Raw genomic sequence first — 19,837 nt, forward strand, 5'->3', positions numbered from 1 at the left:
GGGAGAGTGGGCCGTGGCGCAGGCTCGATAAGGGCAGGAGCCTGCGCCGACTGTTTCAAGAGGTTCTTGGTTTGCCGTCAATGGCCGGTTCTGCATCCTTTGTAGCAGGTGTGGCGCCGGTCAGGTGACGGGCAATCAGCCCGCGATACCCGGCAGCGCCGAGGCAGGCACCGACAATCGGTGCAAAAATCGGAATCAGGAAGTAGGGAATGTCCCGTGCGCCAGTGAGGGAAATTTCACCCCAGCCGGCGAAGAAAGTCATCAGTTTCGGGCCGAAGTCCCGGGCCGGGTTCATCGCGAAACCGGTCAGCGGACCCATCGAGCTGCCGATCACCGCGATCAGCAGGCCGATCAGCAGCGGTGCCAGCGGGCCTTTCGGCAGGCCGTTGTTGTCATCGGTCAGGGACATGATCACGCCCATCAGGATCGCGGTGATGATCACCTCAACCAGAAACGCTTGCTCGGTCGACAGCGCAGGGTTCGGGAAGGTGGAGAACACCGACGCCAGTTCGAGGCTGGCTTGGGTGCCGCGAATCATGTGGTGAGTCTGTTCGAAATCGAAGAACAGATTGCTGTACAGCGTGTAGACCAGCAGCGCGCCGCAGAAGGCGCCGGCCACCTGGGCGAGGATGTAGAACGGCAGTTTGCGCTTTTCGAAGTCGGCGAAAATGCTCAGGGCGATGCTGACGGCAGGGTTCAGGTGCGCGCCGGAAACCCCGGCGGTGAGGTAGATCGCCATGCTCACGCCGACACCCCAGATGATGCTGATTTCCCACAGACCGAAACTGGCCCCCGCGACCTTGAGCGCGGCGACGCAGCCAGTACCGAAAAAGATCAGGAGTGCAGTACCCAGAAACTCGGCCAGGCACTGGCTCGAGAGCGATGGTTGCTGTAACGCAGTTGTCATTGAAAACCTCGGTTTTTTTTCTTGTCTGGCGCATTTGCCGAGAGGGCAAGGCGCGATTTCCCCCGGGGCAGGATCCCCATCCTGCTCCCGGTCTGCTGCTGGGTGTTGCGGTGACGATGATTCTTGCATTATTCAGATTCGAAAAAATATAGACAAGAAACAAAGCTGTCAAAGGTCGAAAGTGAACCATTGGTCACAATTAAACTATCAGTCATGTGAATGATCGTGCCGGCCATCGGTGCCCGTGCCGCGCTTTTTGCCTGCAGGCCACGGGAAACGTGGCGCGCAGTAGAGCCTTTTGCTCGGCGATGACCTAGAATCCGGCGCAGGATTTTTCCGCCATTGCCGAGCCTGGAGCTGCCATGACCCCTGCGTTGGACTTGTTGAAAAAAGTTCGTGCCGAACATCGCGTGCACAGTTACGAACATGACCCGAAGGCCGCGTCGTATGGGCTGGAGGCGGCGGAGAAGCTCGGACTGGATCCGTCGCAGGTGTTCAAGACCCTGCTGGCGGCCAGTGAAAAAGGCGAGTTGCTGGTGGCGGTGGTGCCGGTCGTCGGAACGCTCGACCTCAAGGGGCTGGCCCACGCCGCCGGGGTGAAAAAAGTGGAAATGGCCGACCCGGCCGCCGCTCAGCGTTCTACCGGTTATCTGCTGGGCGGCATCAGCCCGTTGGGGCAGAAGAAGCGTCTGCGCACCTTCATCGACAATTCCGCGCAACCCTTTGCGACCATTTATGTCAGCGCCGGTCGCCGGGGGCTGGAGGTAGAGCTGGCGCCCGGGGTGCTGGCCGAACATACCCAGGCGAAGTTCGCCGACATCGGCCGGGTCTGAGATCCACCTGATCTGTATGAAGAAAATTGCCCGGCACTGTCACTGGCGCTGAGCCGGTCGGCGCTGCATGCTCTGTCGACTGACACAGGGAGATGTTTATGCAGCTCGAATTTCATCAGGTCGATGCTTTCAGCGATCGGCCGTTCAGTGGTAATCCGGCAATGGTTTATCGGCTCGACGCCTGGCTGGCGGATGAGCTGATGCAGAAAATCGCCGCCGAGCACAATCTGGCGGAAACCGCGTTTCTGGTGCGCGAAGGGCAGGTCTGGCATATCCGCTGGTTCACCCCGACCACCGAAGTGCCGTTGTGCGGTCACGCGACGCTGGCCAGCGCCTATGTGTTGTTCGAGGTCTACAAGGAAACCGCTGAGCGTCTGGACTTCACCTGCAAGTCCGGGCCGTTGAGCGTCACTCGTGAGGGCAATCTGTTGTGGCTGGACTTCCCGGCCATCGAAGCGGTGGAAAAAGGCGTCACCGTGGAAATCGAGCGGGCGTTGAACGTTCAGGCGGTGGACGTTCTCAGCTCCAACGAACTGTTCGTGGTGCTGGAGTCGGAGCAGGCCGTGCTCGATTGCCAGCCGGACATGGTTGCGCTGGCAAAATTGCCGTGGCTGGGCGCCATCGTCACCGCGCGCGGAAATCAGCATGATTTCGTCTCACGCTATTTCGCTCCGGCAATTGGCATCAATGAAGACCCGGTCACCGGCTCGACCCATTGCAGCCTGATCCCTTACTGGTCGAAGCGCCTGGATAAAACCACTCTGACCGCCTGCCAGCGTTCGGCGCGGGGCGGAGAGTTGTTCTGTCGGCTGGAGGGTGATCGGGTGAAGATCGGCGGTAACGCGACGCTCGTGGCGAGCGGCACGCTGAATCTGGCTTGAGGCAAACAAACCTGTGGGAGCGGGCCCGCTCCTACAGGTTGTATCTGTGTCAAAGGGCTGCGCTGTAGCGGCGCACGCCATTCTCCACCGCCGGGATCTGCGCCGCCGTGCTGCCGGATGCCTGGAACAGCACCAGATGTTCCGCCGCAACACGAATGCCTACATCTGCCCCGACCTGATGATCGGCATGGCTCGGGAAGATCGATTCCAGCTGTGCACCGGTCGGCAGTTGCAGGCGATACAGGGTCGATGCGCCGAGGAACGTCTTGCCGACGATCCGCGCCTTGAGTGCGCTGTCCGGCGCGTAGACGATGTCGTCCGGACGCAGCAGCACATCCACCGCGCCACCGATGGGCCAGGTGTAGGCACGGTTGCCACGCAGTTCGCCGAGCTCGGTCTGCACCGATTCCGGGCTGCCGAGCTGGCCGCGAATGAAATAACCCTGACCAATGAAACTGGCGACAAAAGGCGTCGCCGGTTCGTGATAGAGGTTGTACGGCGTATCCCACTGCTCCAGCCGACCCTCCTTGAACACGCCAACGTGATCGCTGACGGCGAAGGCTTCTTCCTGGTCGTGGGTCACCAGAATCGCACTGGTGCCACGGGCCTTGAGGATGTCGCGCACTTCATGGCTGAGCTTGCGCCGCAGTTCGCCATCGAGGTTGGAGAAAGGTTCGTCGAGCAACAGCAATTGCGGCTCCGGCGCCAGGGCGCGGGCGAGGGCGACACGTTGCTGCTGGCCACCGGACAACTCGTGGGGGAAGCGCTTGCCGAGGTTTTTCAGGTTGACCAGTTCCAGCAGCTCTTCGGTGACGCGATCCTTGTCCGGATGCTTGCGAATGCCGAAGGCGATGTTGTCCGCGACGCTCAGGTGCGGGAACAGTGCGTAGTCCTGGAACACCATGCCGATCCGGCGTTTTTCCGGCGCCAGGGTGAAGCCGGCGCTGGAGATGGTTTCACCGCCGAGCTGGATTTCCCCTTCATGCACCGGTTCGAAACCGGCGATGGCGCGCAGGGTGGTGGTCTTGCCGCAACCGGAGGAACCGAGCAGGCAGCCAATGTCTCCGGCGTTGAGGTGCAGATTGAGGTTCTGCACCACACGTTGATCCTGATAGCCGCAAGCGAGGTTGCGCAGGTTAAGCAGTAATTCGTGACTCATGCGTGGTGATACGCCGGCTCGACGAGAAATTCGAGCAGGGCCTTTTGTGCGTGGAGACGGTTTTCTGCCTGATCCCAGGCGACGGAGCGCGGGTCATCGAGCAGGTCGAGGCTGATTTCTTCGCCACGGTGGGCGGGCAGGCAGTGCATGAACAGCACGTCCTCGGCGGCCAGGTCGAGCAGGGCGCGGTTGACCTGGAACGGGGCGAACAGCTTGAGACGCTTGGCGGTTTCCTCTTCCTGGCCCATGGAGGTCCAGACATCGGTGCTCACCAGATGCGCGCCGCGCACGGCGTCCTGCGGATCGCGGACGATGGTCACGCGATCGCCGGCCTTGGCGACGAACTCAGGGTTTGGCTCGTAGCCTTCCGGACAGGCGACGCGCAACTGGAAGTCGAACTGGATCGCCGCTTCTATATAGCTGTTGCACATGTTGTTGCCGTCGCCGATCCAGGCCACGGTCTTGCCCTGGATCGAGCCGCGATGCTCAAGGAATGTCTGCATGTCGGCCAGCAACTGGCACGGGTGCAGATCGTCGGACAGGCCGTTGATGACCGGCACGCGGGAGTTGGCGGCAAATTCGGTGAGGGTGCTGTGGGCAAAGGTACGGATCATCACTGCATCGAGCATGCTCGACATGACGATAGCGCAGTCGCCGATCGGTTCGCCACGGCCCAGTTGGGTGTCGCGCGGCGAAAGGAAGATCGCCTGGCCACCGAGCTGGATCATGCCCGCCTCGAAAGAAATCCGGGTACGGGTCGAGGATTTCTCGAAGATCATCCCCAGGACGCGGTTTTTCAGAGGCTCGAACAGTACGCCGCGGTTACGCAGGTCCTTGAGCTCAACGCCTCGACGGATCACGCTGACCAGCTCTTCGGGCGTGCAATCCATCAGGGAGAGAAAGTGCCTTGCGCTCATCATTGACTACCTTTTTGCTACAAACCGCAGATGCTCAAAGCCTTGTTTTTCGGAACAACGGGCGAGACCTGCGGCGTAAGCCGCACGGGGCGACGAAATAGGGGGAGGCGCGATATTGACACTAAATGTCGCGTTTTTCCAATAGGCTACGGTTCTTGCGGTATCCGGAGGGGTGACTGAAGATTGCAAACCCGCCTTTGAAGCCGGTTTTGCGGCAGTCGCGAACCATTTGTACACCGCTGTCGCGGGGCTTGGCAATCCGTGGCGACGGGGATGGAGCAGGGCGCGTCGGTTTGCGACCACCCGGACGTGAACCCGCTTGGTCGGATGTCCCGGCTGAAACATTTGCTAATGCAAAGTGCTGGGTTATAACTAACGCACGAGCGACGCAGGAAGCCTCCGCATGGAATCGAAAGAAAAACTACTCATGGAACTGCTGGGCCACACGGCACGCTCACTGACCCATCTCACCGCCTCGGTCACCTCGATGTCGTTCGAGCTGTTGCGCAGCAACGACGACGTGGTCAAGGCCGCGAGCCGCCAGATGATCGATCGCATGGCGACCATCAGCGCCGGGCTCGACGAGCACTGGCGACTGATCGGCGAGCTCACCGGTGTCGATATCGCCCATGAGCAGGTCGAAACCATCCAGGAAATCCAGTTGCAGGCACCCCCGCCACTGCTGCCGCCGAACTGATCGCGGCGGGTTATCGGCGTGCCTGATGAACGCCGATTCACAAGACGAACGTGGCTGGCGCGCTACCCGGACTCGGGCCATAGTTTTGTTCCCGCAGGCGTCATTGCCTGCCCAGAACAAGACAGAGACTGGCCATGACCAAGACTCTCCACCACCGTGCCTGCCACCTGTGTGAAGCCATCTGCGGCTTGACCATCGAAACCACCGACACCGACGGCGCTGTTGCGATCACCTCGATCAAGGGCGATGCCCAAGACAGTTTCAGTCGCGGGCACATTTGCCCCAAGGCCGTGGCCCTGCAAGACATCCAGAACGATCCGGATCGCCTGCGCCAGCCGATGCGCCGGGTCGGCGGCGAATGGTTGCCCATCGAGTGGGACGAAGCGTTTGCCCTGGTGGCCGAGCGGCTGGCGGCGATTCAGGAGCGGCATGGGCAGAACGCGGTCGCCGTGTATCAGGGCAACCCGAGCGTGCATAACTACGGGCTGATGACCCACAGCAACTACTTTCTCGGCCTGTTGAAAACCCGCAATCGCTACTCGGCGACATCGGTCGATCAGTTGCCCCATCACCTGACCAGTCACTTGATGTACGGCCACGGCTTGCTGCTGCCGATCCCGGACATCGACCACACCGACTTCATGCTGATTCTCGGCGGCAATCCGCTGGCGTCCAACGGCAGCATCATGACCGTGCCGGATGTCGAGAAGCGCCTGAAGGCGATTCAGGCCCGGGGCGGCAAAGTGGTGGTGGTCGATCCACGACGCAGCGAGACGGCGGCGATGGCTGACCAGCATCTGTTCGTGCGCCCCGGTGGCGACGCCGCGTTGTTGTTCGGGGTGCTCAACACGTTGTTCAGCGAAGGCCTGACCCGTGACAGCCACCTGCCGGTGGATGGCCTGGACGAGGTGCGCGCAGCGGTGGCGAACTTCACCGCCGAGGCCATGAGCCCGTTGTGTGCGGTGCCCGCCGAGCAGATCCGCCAGCTGGCCCGGGACTTCGCCGCTGCGCCGAGCGCCGTGTGTTACGGACGTATGGGGGTTTCGACCCAGGCTTTCGGCACCTTGTGTCATTGGGTGGTGCAATTGATCAACCTGGTGACCGGCAACCTCGACCGCGTCGGCGGTGCGCTGTGTACCGAGCCTGCGGTGGATCTGGTGGCGACCACTTCCGGCGGCCATTTCAACAAATGGCAAAGCCGTGTCTCCGGGCGCCCTGAATACGGCGGCGAACTGCCGGTTTCGGCGCTGGCTGAAGAGATGCTCACCGAAGGCGAAGGGCAGATTCGCGCGCTGATCACCGTCGCCGGCAATCCGGTGCTGTCCACACCCAATGGCCGCCAGTTGGAGCAGGCGCTGGACGGTCTGGAGTTCATGGTCAGCATCGATCTGTACATCAATGAAACCACCCGTTATGCCGACCTGATCCTGCCGTCCACCTCGGCTTTGGAAAACGATCACTACGACACCACGTTCAATCTGTTCGCGGTGCGTAATGTCACCCGTTTCAACCGCGCGATTCTTGCCAAGCCGCAAGGCGCGCTGCATGACTGGGAGATTTTTGTCGGCCTGGCCAAGGCCTTTGCCGAAAAAACCGGCAAGGAGCTGAAACCGACCCTGCCGCCGGCCAAAATGATCGACATGGGGCTGCGCATGGGCCGCTATGGCGATGCGTCCGAGCAGAAGTTGTCGCTGGCGACACTGTTCGATCATCCCCACGGGATCGATCTGGGCGCGCTCAAGCCTAATCTCGCACCACGCCTGAAGACCGACAATCAACGGGTGCAGGCGGCTCCCGCCGCGATTCTTGCTGACCTGGCGCGCTTTGCTGCGTTGCAGGCGCCGGCCGCCGATGAGCTGCTGATGATTGGTCGCCGGCATGTGCGCAGCAACAATTCGTGGATGCACAACTATCATCGGCTGGTGAAGGGCAAGCCGCGCCATCAGCTGCTGATGCACCCGGATGACCTTGCCAGTCGCGGGCTCAGCGATGGTCAGTTGGTGCGCGTCAGTTCGCGGGTCGGGCAGATTGAAGTGGAAGTGCTGGGCAGTGCGGACATGATGAAAGGCGTGGTCAGTCTGCCGCACGGTTGGGGCCACGCGCGGCCCGGGGTGCAGATGGCGATTGCCAGTGGCCAGCCCGGCTCCAGTGCCAACGATCTGACTGACGATTGTCAGCTCGATGAGCTGTCGGGCAACGCGGCGTTGAATGGCGTGCCGGTCACGGTGGCGGCGGCTTGAACAAGTCCGTCGGGGAGACCGAGCAGGGCGCTCGGGATTCCGTTACAATGCGCCACCGTGCCGACCCATGAGTCGGAAAGTTCAGCCGAGGTGCTCCATGGATATCATCGAAACGATTAAAGAGCAGATTGCCAACAACACCATTCTGCTTTACATGAAAGGTTCGCCGAATGCCCCGCAGTGTGGCTTCTCCGCGAAAGCTGCGCAGGCCGTGATGGGCTGTGGCGAGAAGTTCGCCTACGTCGACATCCTGCAGAACCCGGAAATCCGCGCCAACCTGCCGAAGTACGCCAACTGGCCGACTTTCCCGCAACTGTGGGTCGGCGGTGAACTGGTCGGCGGCAGCGACATCATGGCTGAAATGTTTGCCAACGGTGAGCTGCAGACCCTGGTCAAGGAAGCATCCGCCAAGGCTGCTGCGGCCAAGACCGACGCCTGATGCCAAAAGTGCGGAGCGGGCAAGCCCGTTCCCGCACTGGATTTCGCTGAAATGCTGAAATCCGGGCAATAAAAAGCCCCGCCTCTCACAAGAGGGCGGGGCTTTTTAGTGTCTGGAGTCCTGGAGCGCGAACTTACTCTTCGCCCATCTGCGATTGCAGATAGTTCTCAAGACCGACTTTATCGATCAGGCCCAGTTGGGTTTCCAGCCAGTCGATATGTTCTTCTTCGGATTCGAGAATGTCTTCGAGCAGTTCACGGCTACCGAAGTCGCCAACGGATTCGCAATGCGCGATCGCGGCTTTCAGGTCAGCGTGGCCGGTCTTCTCGATACGCAGGTCGCACTCCAGCATTTCCTTGGTGTGCTCGCCGATGTGCAGCTTGCCCAGATCCTGCACGTTCGGCAGGCCCTCGAGGAATAGGATGCGCTTGATCAGCTTGTCCGCGTGTTTCATCTCGTCGATGGACTCGTGGTACTCGTGCTTGCCCAGCTTGTTCAGGCCCCAGTCTTCATACATGCGCGCATGCAGGAAGTACTGATTGATCGCGACCAGCTCATTGGCAAGGATCTTGTTGAGATGCTGGATGACTGTAACGTCGCCTTTCATGATGGGAGTCCTGCCCTAAGTAGCCGTATATAAGGCAGAGTTTGAGCTTCGTATTTATAAGTGTCAAACCTAAGTTATTGAATAATATATGAAAATTAATCGGAATAAGAATGTTTGTGTTCTGCGTCTAGACGCTAACCGATTGATTTAAAGGCATAAAAAAACCGGACATAAGTCCGGTTCTTTGAAATGGGGGCTAGTTACGCGGCAGTAAATTCTGCCGGGTAAGGGATCGCGGCCTGGGCGGTTTGCAGCTTGGTCAGGGTTTCGCGAACCACTTCCTTCGCCAGGCAGGCACATTTGCCGCATTGGCTGGCTACGCCGGTGGCCTGACGGACTTCTTTGTAGCTGCAGCAACCTTCATAGATCGCATCGCGGATTTGTCCGTCGGTGACGCCAGTGCAGAGGCAAACATACATAAGGAAGAACCGTCGCTGGTTGTGGCTCAATTGCGATGGATCTTAATGTTAACGAGAATGATTGTCAAAGTGCTTTCCCGGCCCTTTTTGAATGAGTGACCGGTGACTGACGAACGGTGATTAATGGCGATTTGCCCGGCCCCGTAAATGCAGGGTCACGATCCTGTTGGGGTAAAAAACCTTTGAGGACAGGCCAAACGCGCAGTGTATGATGGTCGCCCCTTGCGAAGAGGGTTCGTGTCACAGGGCTGTCGCCTGAGGGTGGCAGGCTGGCCCGAACCTTGAACTTCAAGTTTTTACACCAGGAGATATCAATGAGCGTACTCGTAGGCAAACAAGCCCCTGACTTCACCGTCCCGGCCGTACTCGGCAATGGCGAGATCGTTGACAGCTTCACCCTGTCCTCGGCCATCAAAGGCAAATACGGCCTGGTGTTCTTCTACCCGCTGGACTTCACCTTCGTCTGCCCGTCCGAGCTGATCGCTCTGGACAACCGCATGGCTGACTTCAAGGCTCGCAACGTTGAAGTGGTCGCTGTGTCGATCGACTCGCACTTCACCCACAACGCCTGGCGCAACACCCCGGTCAACAACGGCGGCATCGGCCAGGTGAAATACACCATGGCTGCCGACATGAAGCACGAAATCGCCAAGGCCTACGACGTTGAGTCCGAAGGCGGCGTGGCTTTCCGTGGCGCGTTCCTGATCGACGACAAGGGTGTTGTCCGCTCGCAGATCATCAACGACCTGCCGCTGGGCCGTAACATGGAAGAGCTGATCCGTCTGGTCGACGCTCTGCAATTCCACGAAGAGCACGGCGAAGTCTGCCCTGCCAACTGGAAAAAAGGCGACAAAGGCATGAACGCTTCGCCAGAAGGCGTTGCGGCTTACCTGACCGAGAACGCCGCTGCCCTGTAAGGCATGCGCTTCAAGGCATAAAAAAACCGGCCCATGTGGCCGGTTTTTTTATGCGCGCGGGAAATCAGTCGTCGAAATCTTCCCAGCCGCCCATCTGTTTCCAGCGGTTGACGATGCCGCAGAACAGCTCGGCGGTCTTTTCGGTGTCGTAACGCGCGGAGTGCGCTTCACGACCGTCGAAATCGATGCCCGCTGCCTGACAGGCTTTCGCCAGTACCGTCTGGCCGTACGCCAGGCCGGCGAGGGTAGCGGTGTCGAAGCTGGAGAACGGATGGAACGGGTTGCGCTTCATGTCCAGCCGCGCGACGGCGGCGTTGAGGAAGCCCAGGTCGAAACTGCTGTTGTGCCCGACCAGGATCGCCCGCTTGCAGCCATTGGCTTTCAGGGCCTTGCGCAGACCACGGAAGATGTCGGTCAGCGCCGTTTCTTCACTGACCGCCATGCGCAGCGGGTGATCGAGTTTGATCCCGGTGAACTCCAGCGCGGCGGCTTCGATGTTGGCGCCTTCGAACGGCTCGACGCGGAAGAAGTAGGTGTGATCCGGGTAGACGAAACCCTTTTCATCCATGGCGATGGTGGTCGCGGCAATCTCCAGCAACGCGTCGGTGGCCGAATTGAAGCCACCGGTTTCTACGTCGACGACGACCGGCAGGTAACCGCGAAAGCGCGCTGCCATCGGGTGACGGGAACCGCCGCCACCCCCTTGACCGTCCAGTTCATCGTCGAAATGGTCTTCACTCACGCGTGTTCCTCCAGCAGGCGCCAGCGCAGTTTTTCACCGGCGCGCAGCGGGATGACGGTCAGCTCGCCGAAGGGCAGGCTGCTCGGGGCGGTCCATTCGTCACGAACCAGGGTGATGCGGTCGGTGTTGGCCGGCAGGCCGTAGAAACGCGGGCCGTTGAGGCTGGCGAACGCTTCGAGTTTGTCCAGCGCATTGCGCTGTTCGAACGCTTCGGCATACAGCTCGATGGCAGCGTACGCGGTGTAGCAGCCGGCACAGCCGCAGGCGGCTTCCTTGGCGTGCTGGGCGTGCGGTGCCGAATCGGTGCCCAGGAAGAACTTCGCGCTGCCACTGGTGGCGGCATCGAGCAGGGCTTCCTGATGGGTGTTGCGCTTGAGGATCGGCAGGCAATAGAAGTGCGGGCGGATCCCGCCAACCAGCATGTGGTTGCGGTTATAGAGCAGGTGATGCGCGGTGATGGTGGCGCCGACGTTGGCCGAAGCCTCGTTGACGAACTGCACGGCGTCACCGGTGGTGATGTGTTCGAACACCACCTTGAGCGTCGGGAAGCGCTCGACGACACGGCGCATGTGTTCGTCGATGAAGATTTTCTCGCGGTCGAACACGTCTACGTCGCCACGGGTGACTTCACCGTGGATCAACAGCGGCATGCCGACTTCGGCCATGGCTTCCAGCGCCGGGAAAATCTTGTCGATGCTGGTGACCCCGGAATCGGAGTTGGTGGTGGCGCCGGCCGGATACAGCTTGGCCGCGTGGACGAAACCGCTGGCCTTGGCTTCACGAATTTCTTCGGGCTGGGTACGGTCGGTGAGGTACAGCACCATCAGCGGTTCGAAACGACTGCCGGCCGGGCGGGCAGCGAGAATCCGCTGGCGATAGCCGTCGGCTTCAGCGGCGTTGCGCACTGGCGGAACCAGGTTGGGCATGATGATTGCGCGACCAAAGGTGCGCGCGACATCCGCAACGGTATTGGTCAACACGGCACCATCGCGAAGATGAATGTGCCAGTCGTCGGGACGCAGCAGGGTCAGGCGGTCGGACATGAGGGGATTCCAGGCGGGTCAAACTGAGGCGAATCCTACCGGAAAAGACTCTTGCAGGCACTCGCTATCAAGTTTTGCGACGAGCGTCCGATATCCCATAGGTATGCCGTAAATGTATGTATCGGTCTTTTTGTTGTAGAAGCCAATGGAGCCTCCCGTGCGCCAGCGTTATTTAGCCTTGCTCAGTGTGTTTGCCAGCCTTCCCGCGATGGCACTGACCTACCAGACTCGTCTGGAGAACATTGAGTGGACGGTCGAAGGCGACAAGTTCGAATGCCGCCTGACGCAGCCGATCACTGATTTCGGCTCGGGCCAGTTCGTGCGCAAGGCCGGTGAACAGGCGACATTCCGCCTGAACGCTTACAACGCGATGCTCGGCGGCGGTTCGGCGACCTTGCTGGCGGCGGCCGCGCCGTGGCAGCCGGGACGCGGCGACCTCAATCTGGGCACGGTTCGGCTGGGTAGCGGCAATGTGCTGTTCAACAGCTCGCAAGCCCAGGCCGGCCAGCTTATCAGCGGTCTGATGGACGGTCGCAGCCCGGTGGTGCGTCACGCGGCGGGCGATGGCCGGGTGTCGGAAGTGCGCCTGTTGCCGGTCAAGTTCAGCAAGGCGTTCAACGACTATCAGACCTGCGTGGCGAAACTGTTGCCGCAGAATTTCGATCAGGTCAAACAGTCGCAGATCGGTTTCCCCGGCGAGGGCATCGAGCTGGATGCCGCCGCACGAGCCAAGTTGCAGGTGATGCTCGAATACATGAAGGCCGACCCGACGGTCAATCACATCGAACTCGACGGTCACTCGGACAACAGCGGCAATCGCCTGACCAACCGTGAGCTGTCGCGCCGTCGCGCGCTGGCGGTGGTCGACTTCTTCAAGGCCAACGGCATTCAGGAATCGCAGATCACCGTGCGTTTCCACGGTGAGCGCTATCCGCTGGTGCCGAACACCAATGCCGCGAACCGGGCGAAGAACCGCCGGGTCAACGTGCATCTGACGCGGGTGGCGCCGGCCGCGGCTCCGGCGCCTCAGGCCAGTACGCCGGCCACGGCGGCGACGACTTCCTGACCCGACGGTCATCGTCGCGCCCTCGACAGATTCTGTCGCTTTGTCGTCTTAAGCTGTCGCCCCTCTGTAAATTATCGCGTCGGAGCGGTAGACTCCTCGGCTTTCCGTAGAACCCCGTGGAGTGATGGCATGGCGGACGTAAACAAGGTCGTTCTGGCGTATTCCGGCGGCCTGGACACTTCGGTGATCCTCAAGTGGCTGCAGGATACTTATAACTGTGAAGTGGTGACCTTCACCGCTGACCTGGGTCAGGGCGAAGAGGTCGAGCCGGCTCGCGCCAAGGCTCAGGCCATGGGCGTCAAAGAAATCTACATCGACGACCTGCGCGAAGAATTCGTGCGTGACTTCGTGTTCCCGATGTTTCGCGCCAACACCGTTTACGAAGGCGAGTACCTGCTGGGCACTTCCATCGCGCGTCCGCTGATCGCCAAGCGTCTGATCGAAATCGCCAACGAAACCGGCGCCGACGCCATTTCCCACGGCGCCACCGGCAAGGGCAACGACCAGGTGCGTTTCGAGCTGGGTGCCTACGCGCTCAAGCCAGGCGTGAAAGTGATTGCTCCATGGCGCGAGTGGGACCTGCTGTCCCGCGAGAAGCTGATGGACTACGCCGAGAAGCACGCGATCCCGATCGAACGTCACGGCAAGAAAAAGTCCCCGTACTCGATGGATGCCAACCTGCTGCACATCTCCTATGAAGGCGGCGTGCTGGAAGACACCTGGACCGAGCACGAAGAAGACATGTGGCGCTGGACCGTCTCCCCGGAGAACGCTCCCGACGCCCCGCAGTACCTGGAACTGACCTACCGCAACGGCGACATCGTTGCGCTGGACGGCGTCGATATGACGCCGGCCACCGTACTGGCGACCCTGAACAAGATCGGCGGCGCCCACGGTATCGGCCGTCTGGACATCGTTGAAAACCGTTACGTCGGCATGAAGTCCCGTGGCTGCTACGAAACCCCGGGCGGCACCATCATGCTGCGCGCTCACCGCGCCATCGAATCGATCACTCTGGACCGCGAAGTCGCTCACCTCAAAGACGAGTTGATGGCCAAGTACGCCAGCCTGATCTACACCGGCTACTGGTGGAGCCCTGAGCGTCTGATGCTGCAACAGATGATCGACGCTTCCCAGGTCAACGTGAACGGTGTCGTGCGCCTGAAGCTGTACAAGGGCAACGTGATCGTGACCGGCCGCAAGTCCGACGATTCGCTGTTCGACGCCAACATCGCGACCTTCGAAGAAGACGGCGGCGCCTACAACCAGGCCGACGCGGCGGGCTTCATCAAGCTCAACGCGCTGCGCATGCGTATTGCTGCCAACAAGGGCCGCAAGCTGTTCTGATTCCTCGGAACGGGTAGTGAAAAAACGGCCATGTCTTCGGACATGGCCGTTTTTTTATGAATGTCTGTCTGCCGCCGGTTTGGCCGCTCGTTATATCTGCCCGACAATCGTTACTCCGTATGAGCGTGTGTTGTAAATAATACAGTGAGTTGTATTGTTGCTTTTCTTTGCGTCTTTGGCGTGTCGTATCAGGTTTTCCTTGAGTAAATTATCTGACATGTCATTGGAAATAATGACCACCAGTCGGGAGTTTCTCCTTGTCGGGTGTCGGATTTTTTCCAGAATGCTTGCAAGGTCGAATTTAAAGTCCAGTTGACGAATATCTATTATTTGCAGGTTGTGCATTGATTCAGGCAAGTGAATATGGTGCTGGACGATCAGGTTGATTGCTGCTGCAAGTCTGTCCGGTGGATCCGTTGCAGTGTAAGTTTCATGCCCCATACGAGCGTTCGACGGTCCACTTCGTTTGTTGTCGCGTTCCTGGCGTTCTCTGGCCTTTAGAAAGTTCTTGTCCTTTTCAAAGTCGGAAGGTGAATACAGGGATCGATAGTTGAAATTCAGGGTGATAAAGAAAAGGAACAACAAATAGAACGGAAAGCTGATCAGGAACCAGACGTATATTTCCCTCTCCTTATTCTCCAGGAACGGCAGGGAAACGGCGGCCGAGGTTTCGGAGATGACGGCGAATATGGCGATGACAGTCATCGGGTTGGAAATTTTCTTTTTGATCTTCAGCATGGGCATGGCTCATCGATAGGGTTATCTCGTTAGTTGTCGGCTGATGGTCGGGGAAGCGTCTATGCAGTTGGGTTCAGTGTTTATCGCAAATACTGTGTTCTGAATAGCGGTGCGTTGTTTCATATCGTTGTGGAAGGAGCGCGGGATTTACAGACAAGGCTTTTAGTTGCCGGGCTGGAAGTCTCATCGCAGGCAAGGCGTTATTTCGTCGCTGACAGTTACCCGAAGTATGGGTATGTCGGATGCGTATGGCGGAAAAAAGACCGGAAATTCTCGTCCAGACCGCAGACTTTTTTGTCGGTGTTATGCACAGGTGCGTTTTTTTGTAGGAATAGTCTTTGTTGGCTGTAGGGAATGTCTCTTGCTGCAAGTCGATCGAAGCAGCGGCATGCCATGGGCGAAATGACTACGTTATTGTGCTGGCTCTAAAAATTCGAACAGCGAAACTGGACTTGCCCATGAATAAAGTGCTGATCGTGGATGATCACCCCGTCATTCGTCTTGCGGTACGTATGCTGATGGAACGTCATGGCTACGAAGTCATTGCCGAAACCGATAACGGAGTGGATGCACTGCAACTTGCCCGGGAACAAATGCCGGATATCGTCATTCTGGATATCGGAATTCCGAAACTTGACGGTCTGGAAGTTATTGCGCGCCTGACCACGACGGCGATGCCATTGAAAGTGCTGGTGTTGACTTCCCAGGCGCCGGGGCATTTTTCCATGCGCTGCATGCAGTCGGGGGCGGCAGGCTATGTGTGCAAGCAACAGGACCTGACCGAGTTGCTCAGTGCGATCAAGGCCGTATTGTCGGGTTACAGCTATTTCCCGAACCAGGCGTTGCATACGGTGCGCACCAGTTTGGGGAATGCCAGTGAAGCGGATATGGTCGATCGGCTTTCCGGGCGCGAAATGATGGTGTTGCAGCAACTGGCCCGGGGCAAGACCAACAAGGAAATCGCCGATGGCATGTTTCTCAGCAACAAGACCGTCAGCACCTACAAGACCCGACTGCTGTTGAAGCTCAATGCACGGTCGCTGGTGGATCTGATCGAACTGGCGCAACGCAACGGGTTGGTCTGAGAGGGAAGTGACAGGCACATGGGCTGATCGGATTCAGTTCACGCTGAAAAGTAAAAAGCCTCCATTTCGGGAGGCTTTCAAATATCAAAGATCAAAATCGTAATCGGCCAATTGCTTTTGCAGTCGGCGCTCCTCCAGCAGGTTGTCGATGGTGCGGCGCTTGCTCAGGTTGGTCTTGGCGACTTCGACCACGGGTTCGGCGTCATCGGCATCCGTGGTGGTGAAGTCATCATCTGCTTCCAATTGCTCTTTGCTGGTACTCATAAAGTCAACTCCAGGCTGAGACTGCCTTTGGCGCTTCTTATATCGATATTCCAGCGAGTGGTAAAAAAGATTTTTTCAATCGAACAATCAATAAAGGTAATAACCGATCAATCGTCCGAGGTTTTGTGTTTGTACTCGCACAAGTCCTCGATCCGACAGCTACCGCAGCGTGGCTTGCGCGCCAGGCACACGTAACGGCCGTGAAGAATCAGCCAGTGATGGGAATCGAGCAGGTATTCCTTGGGCACAAACTTCATCAGCTTGTTTTCCACCTCGACCACGTTTTTCCCCGGCGCGATGCCGGTGCGATTGCTGACCCGAAAAATATGCGTGTCGACCGCCATGGTCAGTTGCCGGAAAGCGGTGTTGAGCACCACGTTGGCGGTTTTTCGGCCGACGCCCGGCAGCGCTTCGAGTTCTTCGCGGGTCTGCGGGACTTCGCTGTCATGACGCTCGACCAGCAAGCGGCAAGTCTCGATGACATTCTTGGCTTTGCTGTTATAGAGGCCGATGGTCTTGATGTACTCCGACAAACCCTCGACACCCAATGCGTGAATCGCCGACGGCGTGTTGGCCACCGGAAACAGTTTGGCCGTCGCCTTGTTGACCCCGACGTCGGTCGATTGCGCCGAGAGAATCACCGCAATCAACAGTTCGAAAGGCGAGGAATACGCCAGCTCGGTCTTCGGTTCCGGGTTGTCTTCATGGAGCCTGCGGAAAATTTCCAGACGTTTTGCGGCATTCATGGGTGAGGCGATTCCTTGGAGGGAGCGGTAGGGCGAGTCCAGGCCTGACAAGCGGCGAGCAGCAATCCCAGCAGAATGAAACCACCGGCGGTTATCGTCGCCAGCGGCAAGCCTGCGCTGAACAACACCAGGCCCTGCCAGTGTTCGGAGAGATGACGACCGATGCTGCCGTGACCGATCGATTCGCGCAACAAGGCCAGTAGCACCAGCAAGCCGGCAAATTGTACGCAGCGCTTCAGTCGTGCGCTCAGCGCTTGGCGGAAGAATTCGTTATGTTCCAGCACGACGCATTGCAAGGCGATCAGGCCGATATAGAGCTCGACGCTCTGCTGCCATGGCAAGGACCAGCGCTGCAAGAGGATAGCGAAGCAACTGCTCAGAGTGGCGGCCAAAATCACGCTGGCCAGCAACAGGCTCTGAGGCGTCAGTCGCAAGCGCAACGGCCGCATGCTCACGCCGTAGGCGCCGATCACGGCGGTAAACATCAACAGCGTTGCCAATGCATCCCGCAGCGATCCCGTGGCACCGAGCAGCAAGACCAGCATCAGTGAGTTGACCAGCGTCGCCGGGTTTTTCATGTGCCGCTCCCCAGCAATATCGACCGGTGTTCGTCGAAATAGCGCAGCGCGTCGTGGATGGCATGGATGGCTGCTCGCGAAGTGATGGTCGCGCCAGCCATCTGATCGAATTGTCCTTGATCCTTTTTCAGCGCCCAGCCCGCATCGGCGGGATCTGTGCGCGACTTGCCGGTAAACCGTTGCAGCCAGGCATTCGGCCAGTCACCGAGATGACCGCCCAGTGCTGGCGTCTCGGATTGCGCGAGGGTTTTCACCCCAAGCAACCGGCCGTTGGGGTCGATGGCAATCAGCAGTTCGATGGTGCCGGAGTAACCTTGCGTCTGGCTGCGCAACAAGACTGCGACGCTCTGCCCGTTGCGGGTTGCCCGATAGCCGCCCAGCAACCGGCTGTGGTCGAGATCGACAGCGGCCAGTGGCAGCGGTTGTTCCAGTGGCTGATTGTCGTAGCTGTCGGAGGCCAGGACGTCGAGCAGCTTGCGGCTGTCGATCAGGCGTTGTTCGGCGGCTATCTGCGGTGCGCTGCTGTGTTGCACGAACCAGGTCAGACCAGCGCCTGCCGCCGCCAACAGCAAAATGGCCAGTGCGCTCGCCGTTCGGTTCATGGTCTCACCTGCTGCTGGCGACGGCTGGCGAAGCGCTCGAGGGCGGGGACGCAGAGGTTCATCAACAGCACCGCGAACGCCACACCGTCAGGGTAGCCGCCCCAGGTGCGAATCAGGTACGTCAGGCAACCCACGCCGACGCCGAACAACAGGCGCGCGAGCGGGCTTTTGGCGCCGGACACCGGTTCGGTGACGATGAAAAATGCACCGAGCATGGTGGCGCCGCTCAGCAGGTGAAACAGGGGCGAGCCGTGGGAGTCGGACCCCGAGCCGTTCCAGCACAGCAGACTGACGACGAACAGGCTGGCGAGCATGCCGACCGGCGCCTGCCAGCCGAACACCCGACGCTGCAGAAGCAGCAGCCCGCCGGCAAGAAAGGCGAGGTTCACCCATTCAACCCCGTGACCGCCGAAGCGGCCGAACGCCGGGTTGCCGGCAAACAACTCGTCGATGGTCAGGCTCTTGTTGATCCGCAGGCTGTCCAGCGCCGTGGCCTGAACCCAGGCATCCGGTGCCTGGCCCAGGTTGAAAACCTGCTGCACGGCGCTGGTCAAATCCATGCTGTGGGCCGGCCATTGAGTCATCGGCTGTGGGAACAACACCATCGCCAGGGCGAAGCCGAGCATCGCCGGATTGAACGGGTTTTTGCCGACGCCGCCATACAGATGCTTGCCGAGCAGCAAGCCCGAAGCGATCGCGGTGACCGTCAGCCACCACGGGCAATACGGTGGCAGGGCCACCGCCAGAAGCGTGGCGCTGACCACGGCACTGCCATCGGTCAGCGTCGGGCGCAGCGGCTGGCGACGCAGATGAATCACAGTGGCCTCGACCGCCAGCGCGGTAGCGACCGATAGCAACAAGTTGATCAACACTCCCCAGCCGTAAAGCCAGAAAAGGGCCAGCAACCCCGGCAGCGTCGCCAGCAAAACCAGCTTCATTGCCTGTTGCAGACGCTCGTCACGGCTTTCAAGGGGTGACATGAGCTTGTACCTGGCGTTCGGCCTCTTGCAGGCGTGCACGGGCTTTTTCCAGTGCTTCGGTGGCCGAGTCGGCGTGTCGCTCGAGTTTGTTGAGGTCGGCGCGGGCGTAGGCCAATTCGGTTTTCAACTGACGAAGACGGGTGTCGATCGGGCGTTTTTCGACACGTACCAGGTCGGGTTGCGGTTGATCGCTGGCCGCCTCCGCGTCGTGCAGGGCTTGCTCAGCGTCGCGCAAGGCCTGTTCGAGGCCGGCGAGTTGCTCCGCTGGAGCTTGTGCCGTCTGCGCCTTTTTCAATTCGGCACGGCGCATCGCCAACTGGATTTTTGCCCGTTTCAGCTCGGCGTCTTTTATCGGCGCCGGAGTCGCCGCAGTGGGGCCGGGAACAGCCTGGCTTTCCAGTTTTTCCAGGGCCTGCTCGGCGGCGTCGAATTGCTGTTGCAGCACAATCAATTGCGCTTGCTGGTCGAACGTCGGCGGATGACCGAAGGCTTTCAGCGATTTGTGCAGTTGCGCGCGGCTCATCGCGACATCGATTTTGGCTTTTTTCAATGCCGCGTCGGCGGTCGCGGCTTTCTGTGCGCGCACTCGCTCCAGCGCGGCCTGTACCGGGTCGAGTGTGGTGGTTTCGA

The 19,837-nt window shown here is 59.6% G+C and carries 22 protein-coding genes; 9 read left to right on the plus strand and 13 right to left on the minus strand.

The features are described from left to right. Nucleotides 1-55: 55 nt before the first annotated feature. On the minus strand, nucleotides 56-907 hold the full coding sequence (locus KVQ74_RS23470; RefSeq protein WP_217833759.1) for an MIP/aquaporin family protein: 852 nt from the start codon (nucleotides 905-907) through the stop codon (nucleotides 56-58). Between the two features lie 362 nt (nucleotides 908-1,269). On the opposite strand from KVQ74_RS23470, the gene ybaK reads away from it, so the two are divergent. Both ybaK and KVQ74_RS23480 read left to right on the plus strand, forming a co-directional pair. Beyond that, on the plus strand, nucleotides 1,270-1,740 hold the full coding sequence (gene ybaK, locus KVQ74_RS23475) for a Cys-tRNA(Pro) deacylase (protein WP_217833760.1): 471 nt from the start codon (nucleotides 1,270-1,272) through the stop codon (nucleotides 1,738-1,740). Nucleotides 1,741-1,838: 98 nt separating this feature from the next. Then, nucleotides 1,839-2,621, plus strand: coding sequence for a PhzF family phenazine biosynthesis protein (locus KVQ74_RS23480; protein WP_217833761.1), 783 nt, complete (start codon nucleotides 1,839-1,841; stop codon nucleotides 2,619-2,621). Nucleotides 2,622-2,670: 49 nt separating this feature from the next. Here KVQ74_RS23480 and KVQ74_RS23485 read toward each other — a convergent pair whose 3' ends face one another. After that, nucleotides 2,671-3,780 carry an ABC transporter ATP-binding protein gene (locus KVQ74_RS23485; protein ID WP_217833762.1) on the minus strand — a complete coding sequence of 370 codons (1,110 nt, stop codon included), beginning with the start codon at nucleotides 3,778-3,780 and terminating at the stop codon, nucleotides 2,671-2,673. Continuing rightward, a complete protein-coding gene (argF, locus tag KVQ74_RS23490) occupies nucleotides 3,777-4,697 on the minus strand; it encodes an ornithine carbamoyltransferase (protein WP_045123046.1) in 921 nt (306 codons plus the stop codon). The genes KVQ74_RS23485 and argF overlap by 4 nt, the downstream gene beginning before the upstream one ends. 403 nt (nucleotides 4,698-5,100) lie before the next feature. Between argF and KVQ74_RS23495 the strand changes: the two genes are divergently transcribed. From KVQ74_RS23495 to grxD, 3 genes are all read left to right on the plus strand, one after another. Beyond that, the gene (locus tag KVQ74_RS23495; protein WP_217833763.1) at nucleotides 5,101-5,394 is read left to right on the plus strand and encodes a hypothetical protein; all 294 of its coding nucleotides are present in this window, start codon (nucleotides 5,101-5,103) and stop codon (nucleotides 5,392-5,394) included. A gap of 134 nt (nucleotides 5,395-5,528) precedes the next feature. Continuing rightward, the gene (locus tag KVQ74_RS23500) at nucleotides 5,529-7,634 is read left to right on the plus strand and encodes a molybdopterin oxidoreductase family protein (protein WP_217833764.1); all 2,106 of its coding nucleotides are present in this window, start codon (nucleotides 5,529-5,531) and stop codon (nucleotides 7,632-7,634) included. Between the two features lie 97 nt (nucleotides 7,635-7,731). Continuing rightward, nucleotides 7,732-8,073 carry a Grx4 family monothiol glutaredoxin gene (gene grxD / locus KVQ74_RS23505; protein ID WP_217833765.1) on the plus strand — a complete coding sequence of 114 codons (342 nt, stop codon included), beginning with the start codon at nucleotides 7,732-7,734 and terminating at the stop codon, nucleotides 8,071-8,073. Between the two features lie 133 nt (nucleotides 8,074-8,206). On the opposite strand, the gene bfr is transcribed toward grxD, so the two are convergent. Beyond that, nucleotides 8,207-8,680, minus strand: coding sequence for a bacterioferritin (gene bfr / locus KVQ74_RS23510; protein ID WP_217833766.1), 474 nt, complete (start codon nucleotides 8,678-8,680; stop codon nucleotides 8,207-8,209). 200 nt (nucleotides 8,681-8,880) lie between these two features. Next, on the minus strand, nucleotides 8,881-9,099 hold the full coding sequence (locus KVQ74_RS23515) for a bacterioferritin-associated ferredoxin (RefSeq protein WP_093226494.1): 219 nt from the start codon (nucleotides 9,097-9,099) through the stop codon (nucleotides 8,881-8,883). A gap of 314 nt (nucleotides 9,100-9,413) precedes the next feature. Between KVQ74_RS23515 and KVQ74_RS23520 the strand changes: the two genes are divergently transcribed. Further along, nucleotides 9,414-10,016 carry a peroxiredoxin gene (locus tag KVQ74_RS23520; protein ID WP_007963972.1) on the plus strand — a complete coding sequence of 201 codons (603 nt, stop codon included), beginning with the start codon at nucleotides 9,414-9,416 and terminating at the stop codon, nucleotides 10,014-10,016. 64 nt (nucleotides 10,017-10,080) lie between these two features. Here the strand turns inward: KVQ74_RS23520 and rnt are convergent, their stop codons facing one another. Both rnt and pyrC read right to left on the minus strand, forming a co-directional pair. After that, entirely contained in the window at nucleotides 10,081-10,758 is a 678-nt protein-coding gene (gene rnt / locus KVQ74_RS23525) for a ribonuclease T (protein WP_217833767.1), read from the minus strand. Next, nucleotides 10,755-11,801 carry a dihydroorotase gene (pyrC, locus tag KVQ74_RS23530; protein WP_217833768.1) on the minus strand — a complete coding sequence of 349 codons (1,047 nt, stop codon included), beginning with the start codon at nucleotides 11,799-11,801 and terminating at the stop codon, nucleotides 10,755-10,757. The genes rnt and pyrC overlap by 4 nt, the downstream gene beginning before the upstream one ends. Nucleotides 11,802-11,958: 157 nt before the next feature. Between pyrC and KVQ74_RS23535 the strand changes: the two genes are divergently transcribed. Together KVQ74_RS23535 and KVQ74_RS23540 are read left to right on the plus strand one after the other, a co-directional pair. Continuing rightward, a complete protein-coding gene (locus KVQ74_RS23535; protein ID WP_217833769.1) occupies nucleotides 11,959-12,867 on the plus strand; it encodes a flagellar protein MotY in 909 nt (302 codons plus the stop codon). A 129-nt stretch (nucleotides 12,868-12,996) separates the two neighbouring features. Then, on the plus strand, nucleotides 12,997-14,214 hold the full coding sequence (locus KVQ74_RS23540) for an argininosuccinate synthase (RefSeq protein WP_217833770.1): 1,218 nt from the start codon (nucleotides 12,997-12,999) through the stop codon (nucleotides 14,212-14,214). 90 nt (nucleotides 14,215-14,304) lie between these two features. Here the strand turns inward: KVQ74_RS23540 and KVQ74_RS23545 are convergent, their stop codons facing one another. After that, nucleotides 14,305-14,952, minus strand: coding sequence for a hypothetical protein (locus tag KVQ74_RS23545; RefSeq protein WP_217833771.1), 648 nt, complete (start codon nucleotides 14,950-14,952; stop codon nucleotides 14,305-14,307). A 458-nt stretch (nucleotides 14,953-15,410) separates the two neighbouring features. Here KVQ74_RS23545 and KVQ74_RS23550 point away from each other — a divergent pair, with 458 nt between their 5' ends. Further along, the gene (locus KVQ74_RS23550; RefSeq protein WP_217833772.1) at nucleotides 15,411-16,037 is read left to right on the plus strand and encodes a response regulator transcription factor; all 627 of its coding nucleotides are present in this window, start codon (nucleotides 15,411-15,413) and stop codon (nucleotides 16,035-16,037) included. 84 nt (nucleotides 16,038-16,121) lie between these two features. Here the strand turns inward: KVQ74_RS23550 and KVQ74_RS23555 are convergent, their stop codons facing one another. The 5 genes from KVQ74_RS23555 to KVQ74_RS23575 form a co-directional block, all read right to left on the minus strand. Next, complete coding sequence (locus KVQ74_RS23555) at nucleotides 16,122-16,301, minus strand: PA3496 family putative envelope integrity protein (RefSeq protein ID WP_217833773.1); 180 nt, start codon at nucleotides 16,299-16,301, stop codon at nucleotides 16,122-16,124. Nucleotides 16,302-16,408: 107 nt separating this feature from the next. Further along, on the minus strand, nucleotides 16,409-17,047 hold the full coding sequence (nth, locus tag KVQ74_RS23560) for an endonuclease III (RefSeq protein WP_217833774.1): 639 nt from the start codon (nucleotides 17,045-17,047) through the stop codon (nucleotides 16,409-16,411). Further along, a complete protein-coding gene (locus tag KVQ74_RS23565; protein WP_217833775.1) occupies nucleotides 17,044-17,625 on the minus strand; it encodes an Rnf-Nqr domain containing protein in 582 nt (193 codons plus the stop codon). Before KVQ74_RS23565 ends, nth begins: the two co-directional genes overlap by 4 nt. Next, on the minus strand, nucleotides 17,622-18,227 hold the full coding sequence (locus KVQ74_RS23570) for an RnfABCDGE type electron transport complex subunit G (protein ID WP_217833776.1): 606 nt from the start codon (nucleotides 18,225-18,227) through the stop codon (nucleotides 17,622-17,624). The genes KVQ74_RS23565 and KVQ74_RS23570 overlap by 4 nt, the downstream gene beginning before the upstream one ends. Beyond that, nucleotides 18,224-19,207, minus strand: coding sequence for an RnfABCDGE type electron transport complex subunit D (locus KVQ74_RS23575; RefSeq protein WP_217833777.1), 984 nt, complete (start codon nucleotides 19,205-19,207; stop codon nucleotides 18,224-18,226). Before KVQ74_RS23575 ends, KVQ74_RS23570 begins: the two co-directional genes overlap by 4 nt. Nucleotides 19,208-19,837: the final 630 nt, after the last annotated feature.

Source organism: Pseudomonas botevensis (assembly GCF_019145475.1).
GTDB classification, from domain to species: domain Bacteria; phylum Pseudomonadota; class Gammaproteobacteria; order Pseudomonadales; family Pseudomonadaceae; genus Aquipseudomonas; species Aquipseudomonas botevensis.

What these genes read in the sequence shown, in the direction of transcription:
- KVQ74_RS23570 (WP_217833776.1), bottom strand. Translation starts at nt 18,227, where the DNA reads ATGAACCGAACGGCGAGCGCACTGGCCATTTTGCTGTTGGCGGCGGCA.
- KVQ74_RS23540 (WP_217833770.1), top strand. Translation starts at nt 12,997, where the DNA reads ATGGCGGACGTAAACAAGGTCGTTCTGGCGTATTCCGGCGGCCTGGAC.
- KVQ74_RS23520 (WP_007963972.1), top strand. Translation starts at nt 9,414, where the DNA reads ATGAGCGTACTCGTAGGCAAACAAGCCCCTGACTTCACCGTCCCGGCC.
- argF (WP_045123046.1), bottom strand. Translation starts at nt 4,697, where the DNA reads ATGAGCGCAAGGCACTTTCTCTCCCTGATGGATTGCACGCCCGAAGAG.
- KVQ74_RS23550 (WP_217833772.1), top strand. Translation starts at nt 15,411, where the DNA reads ATGAATAAAGTGCTGATCGTGGATGATCACCCCGTCATTCGTCTTGCG.
- grxD (WP_217833765.1), top strand. Translation starts at nt 7,732, where the DNA reads ATGGATATCATCGAAACGATTAAAGAGCAGATTGCCAACAACACCATT.
- KVQ74_RS23515 (WP_093226494.1), bottom strand. Translation starts at nt 9,099, where the DNA reads ATGTATGTTTGCCTCTGCACTGGCGTCACCGACGGACAAATCCGCGAT.
- KVQ74_RS23545 (WP_217833771.1), bottom strand. Translation starts at nt 14,952, where the DNA reads ATGCTGAAGATCAAAAAGAAAATTTCCAACCCGATGACTGTCATCGCC.
- KVQ74_RS23565 (WP_217833775.1), bottom strand. Translation starts at nt 17,625, where the DNA reads ATGAAAAACCCGGCGACGCTGGTCAACTCACTGATGCTGGTCTTGCTG.
- nth (WP_217833774.1), bottom strand. Translation starts at nt 17,047, where the DNA reads ATGAATGCCGCAAAACGTCTGGAAATTTTCCGCAGGCTCCATGAAGAC.
- KVQ74_RS23485 (WP_217833762.1), bottom strand. Translation starts at nt 3,780, where the DNA reads ATGAGTCACGAATTACTGCTTAACCTGCGCAACCTCGCTTGCGGCTAT.
- bfr (WP_217833766.1), bottom strand. Translation starts at nt 8,680, where the DNA reads ATGAAAGGCGACGTTACAGTCATCCAGCATCTCAACAAGATCCTTGCC.
- ybaK (WP_217833760.1), top strand. Translation starts at nt 1,270, where the DNA reads ATGACCCCTGCGTTGGACTTGTTGAAAAAAGTTCGTGCCGAACATCGC.
- KVQ74_RS23555 (WP_217833773.1), bottom strand. Translation starts at nt 16,301, where the DNA reads ATGAGTACCAGCAAAGAGCAATTGGAAGCAGATGATGACTTCACCACC.
- KVQ74_RS23575 (WP_217833777.1), bottom strand. Translation starts at nt 19,207, where the DNA reads ATGTCACCCCTTGAAAGCCGTGACGAGCGTCTGCAACAGGCAATGAAG.
- KVQ74_RS23500 (WP_217833764.1), top strand. Translation starts at nt 5,529, where the DNA reads ATGACCAAGACTCTCCACCACCGTGCCTGCCACCTGTGTGAAGCCATC.
- KVQ74_RS23480 (WP_217833761.1), top strand. Translation starts at nt 1,839, where the DNA reads ATGCAGCTCGAATTTCATCAGGTCGATGCTTTCAGCGATCGGCCGTTC.
- KVQ74_RS23495 (WP_217833763.1), top strand. Translation starts at nt 5,101, where the DNA reads ATGGAATCGAAAGAAAAACTACTCATGGAACTGCTGGGCCACACGGCA.
- pyrC (WP_217833768.1), bottom strand. Translation starts at nt 11,801, where the DNA reads ATGTCCGACCGCCTGACCCTGCTGCGTCCCGACGACTGGCACATTCAT.
- KVQ74_RS23470 (WP_217833759.1), bottom strand. Translation starts at nt 907, where the DNA reads ATGACAACTGCGTTACAGCAACCATCGCTCTCGAGCCAGTGCCTGGCC.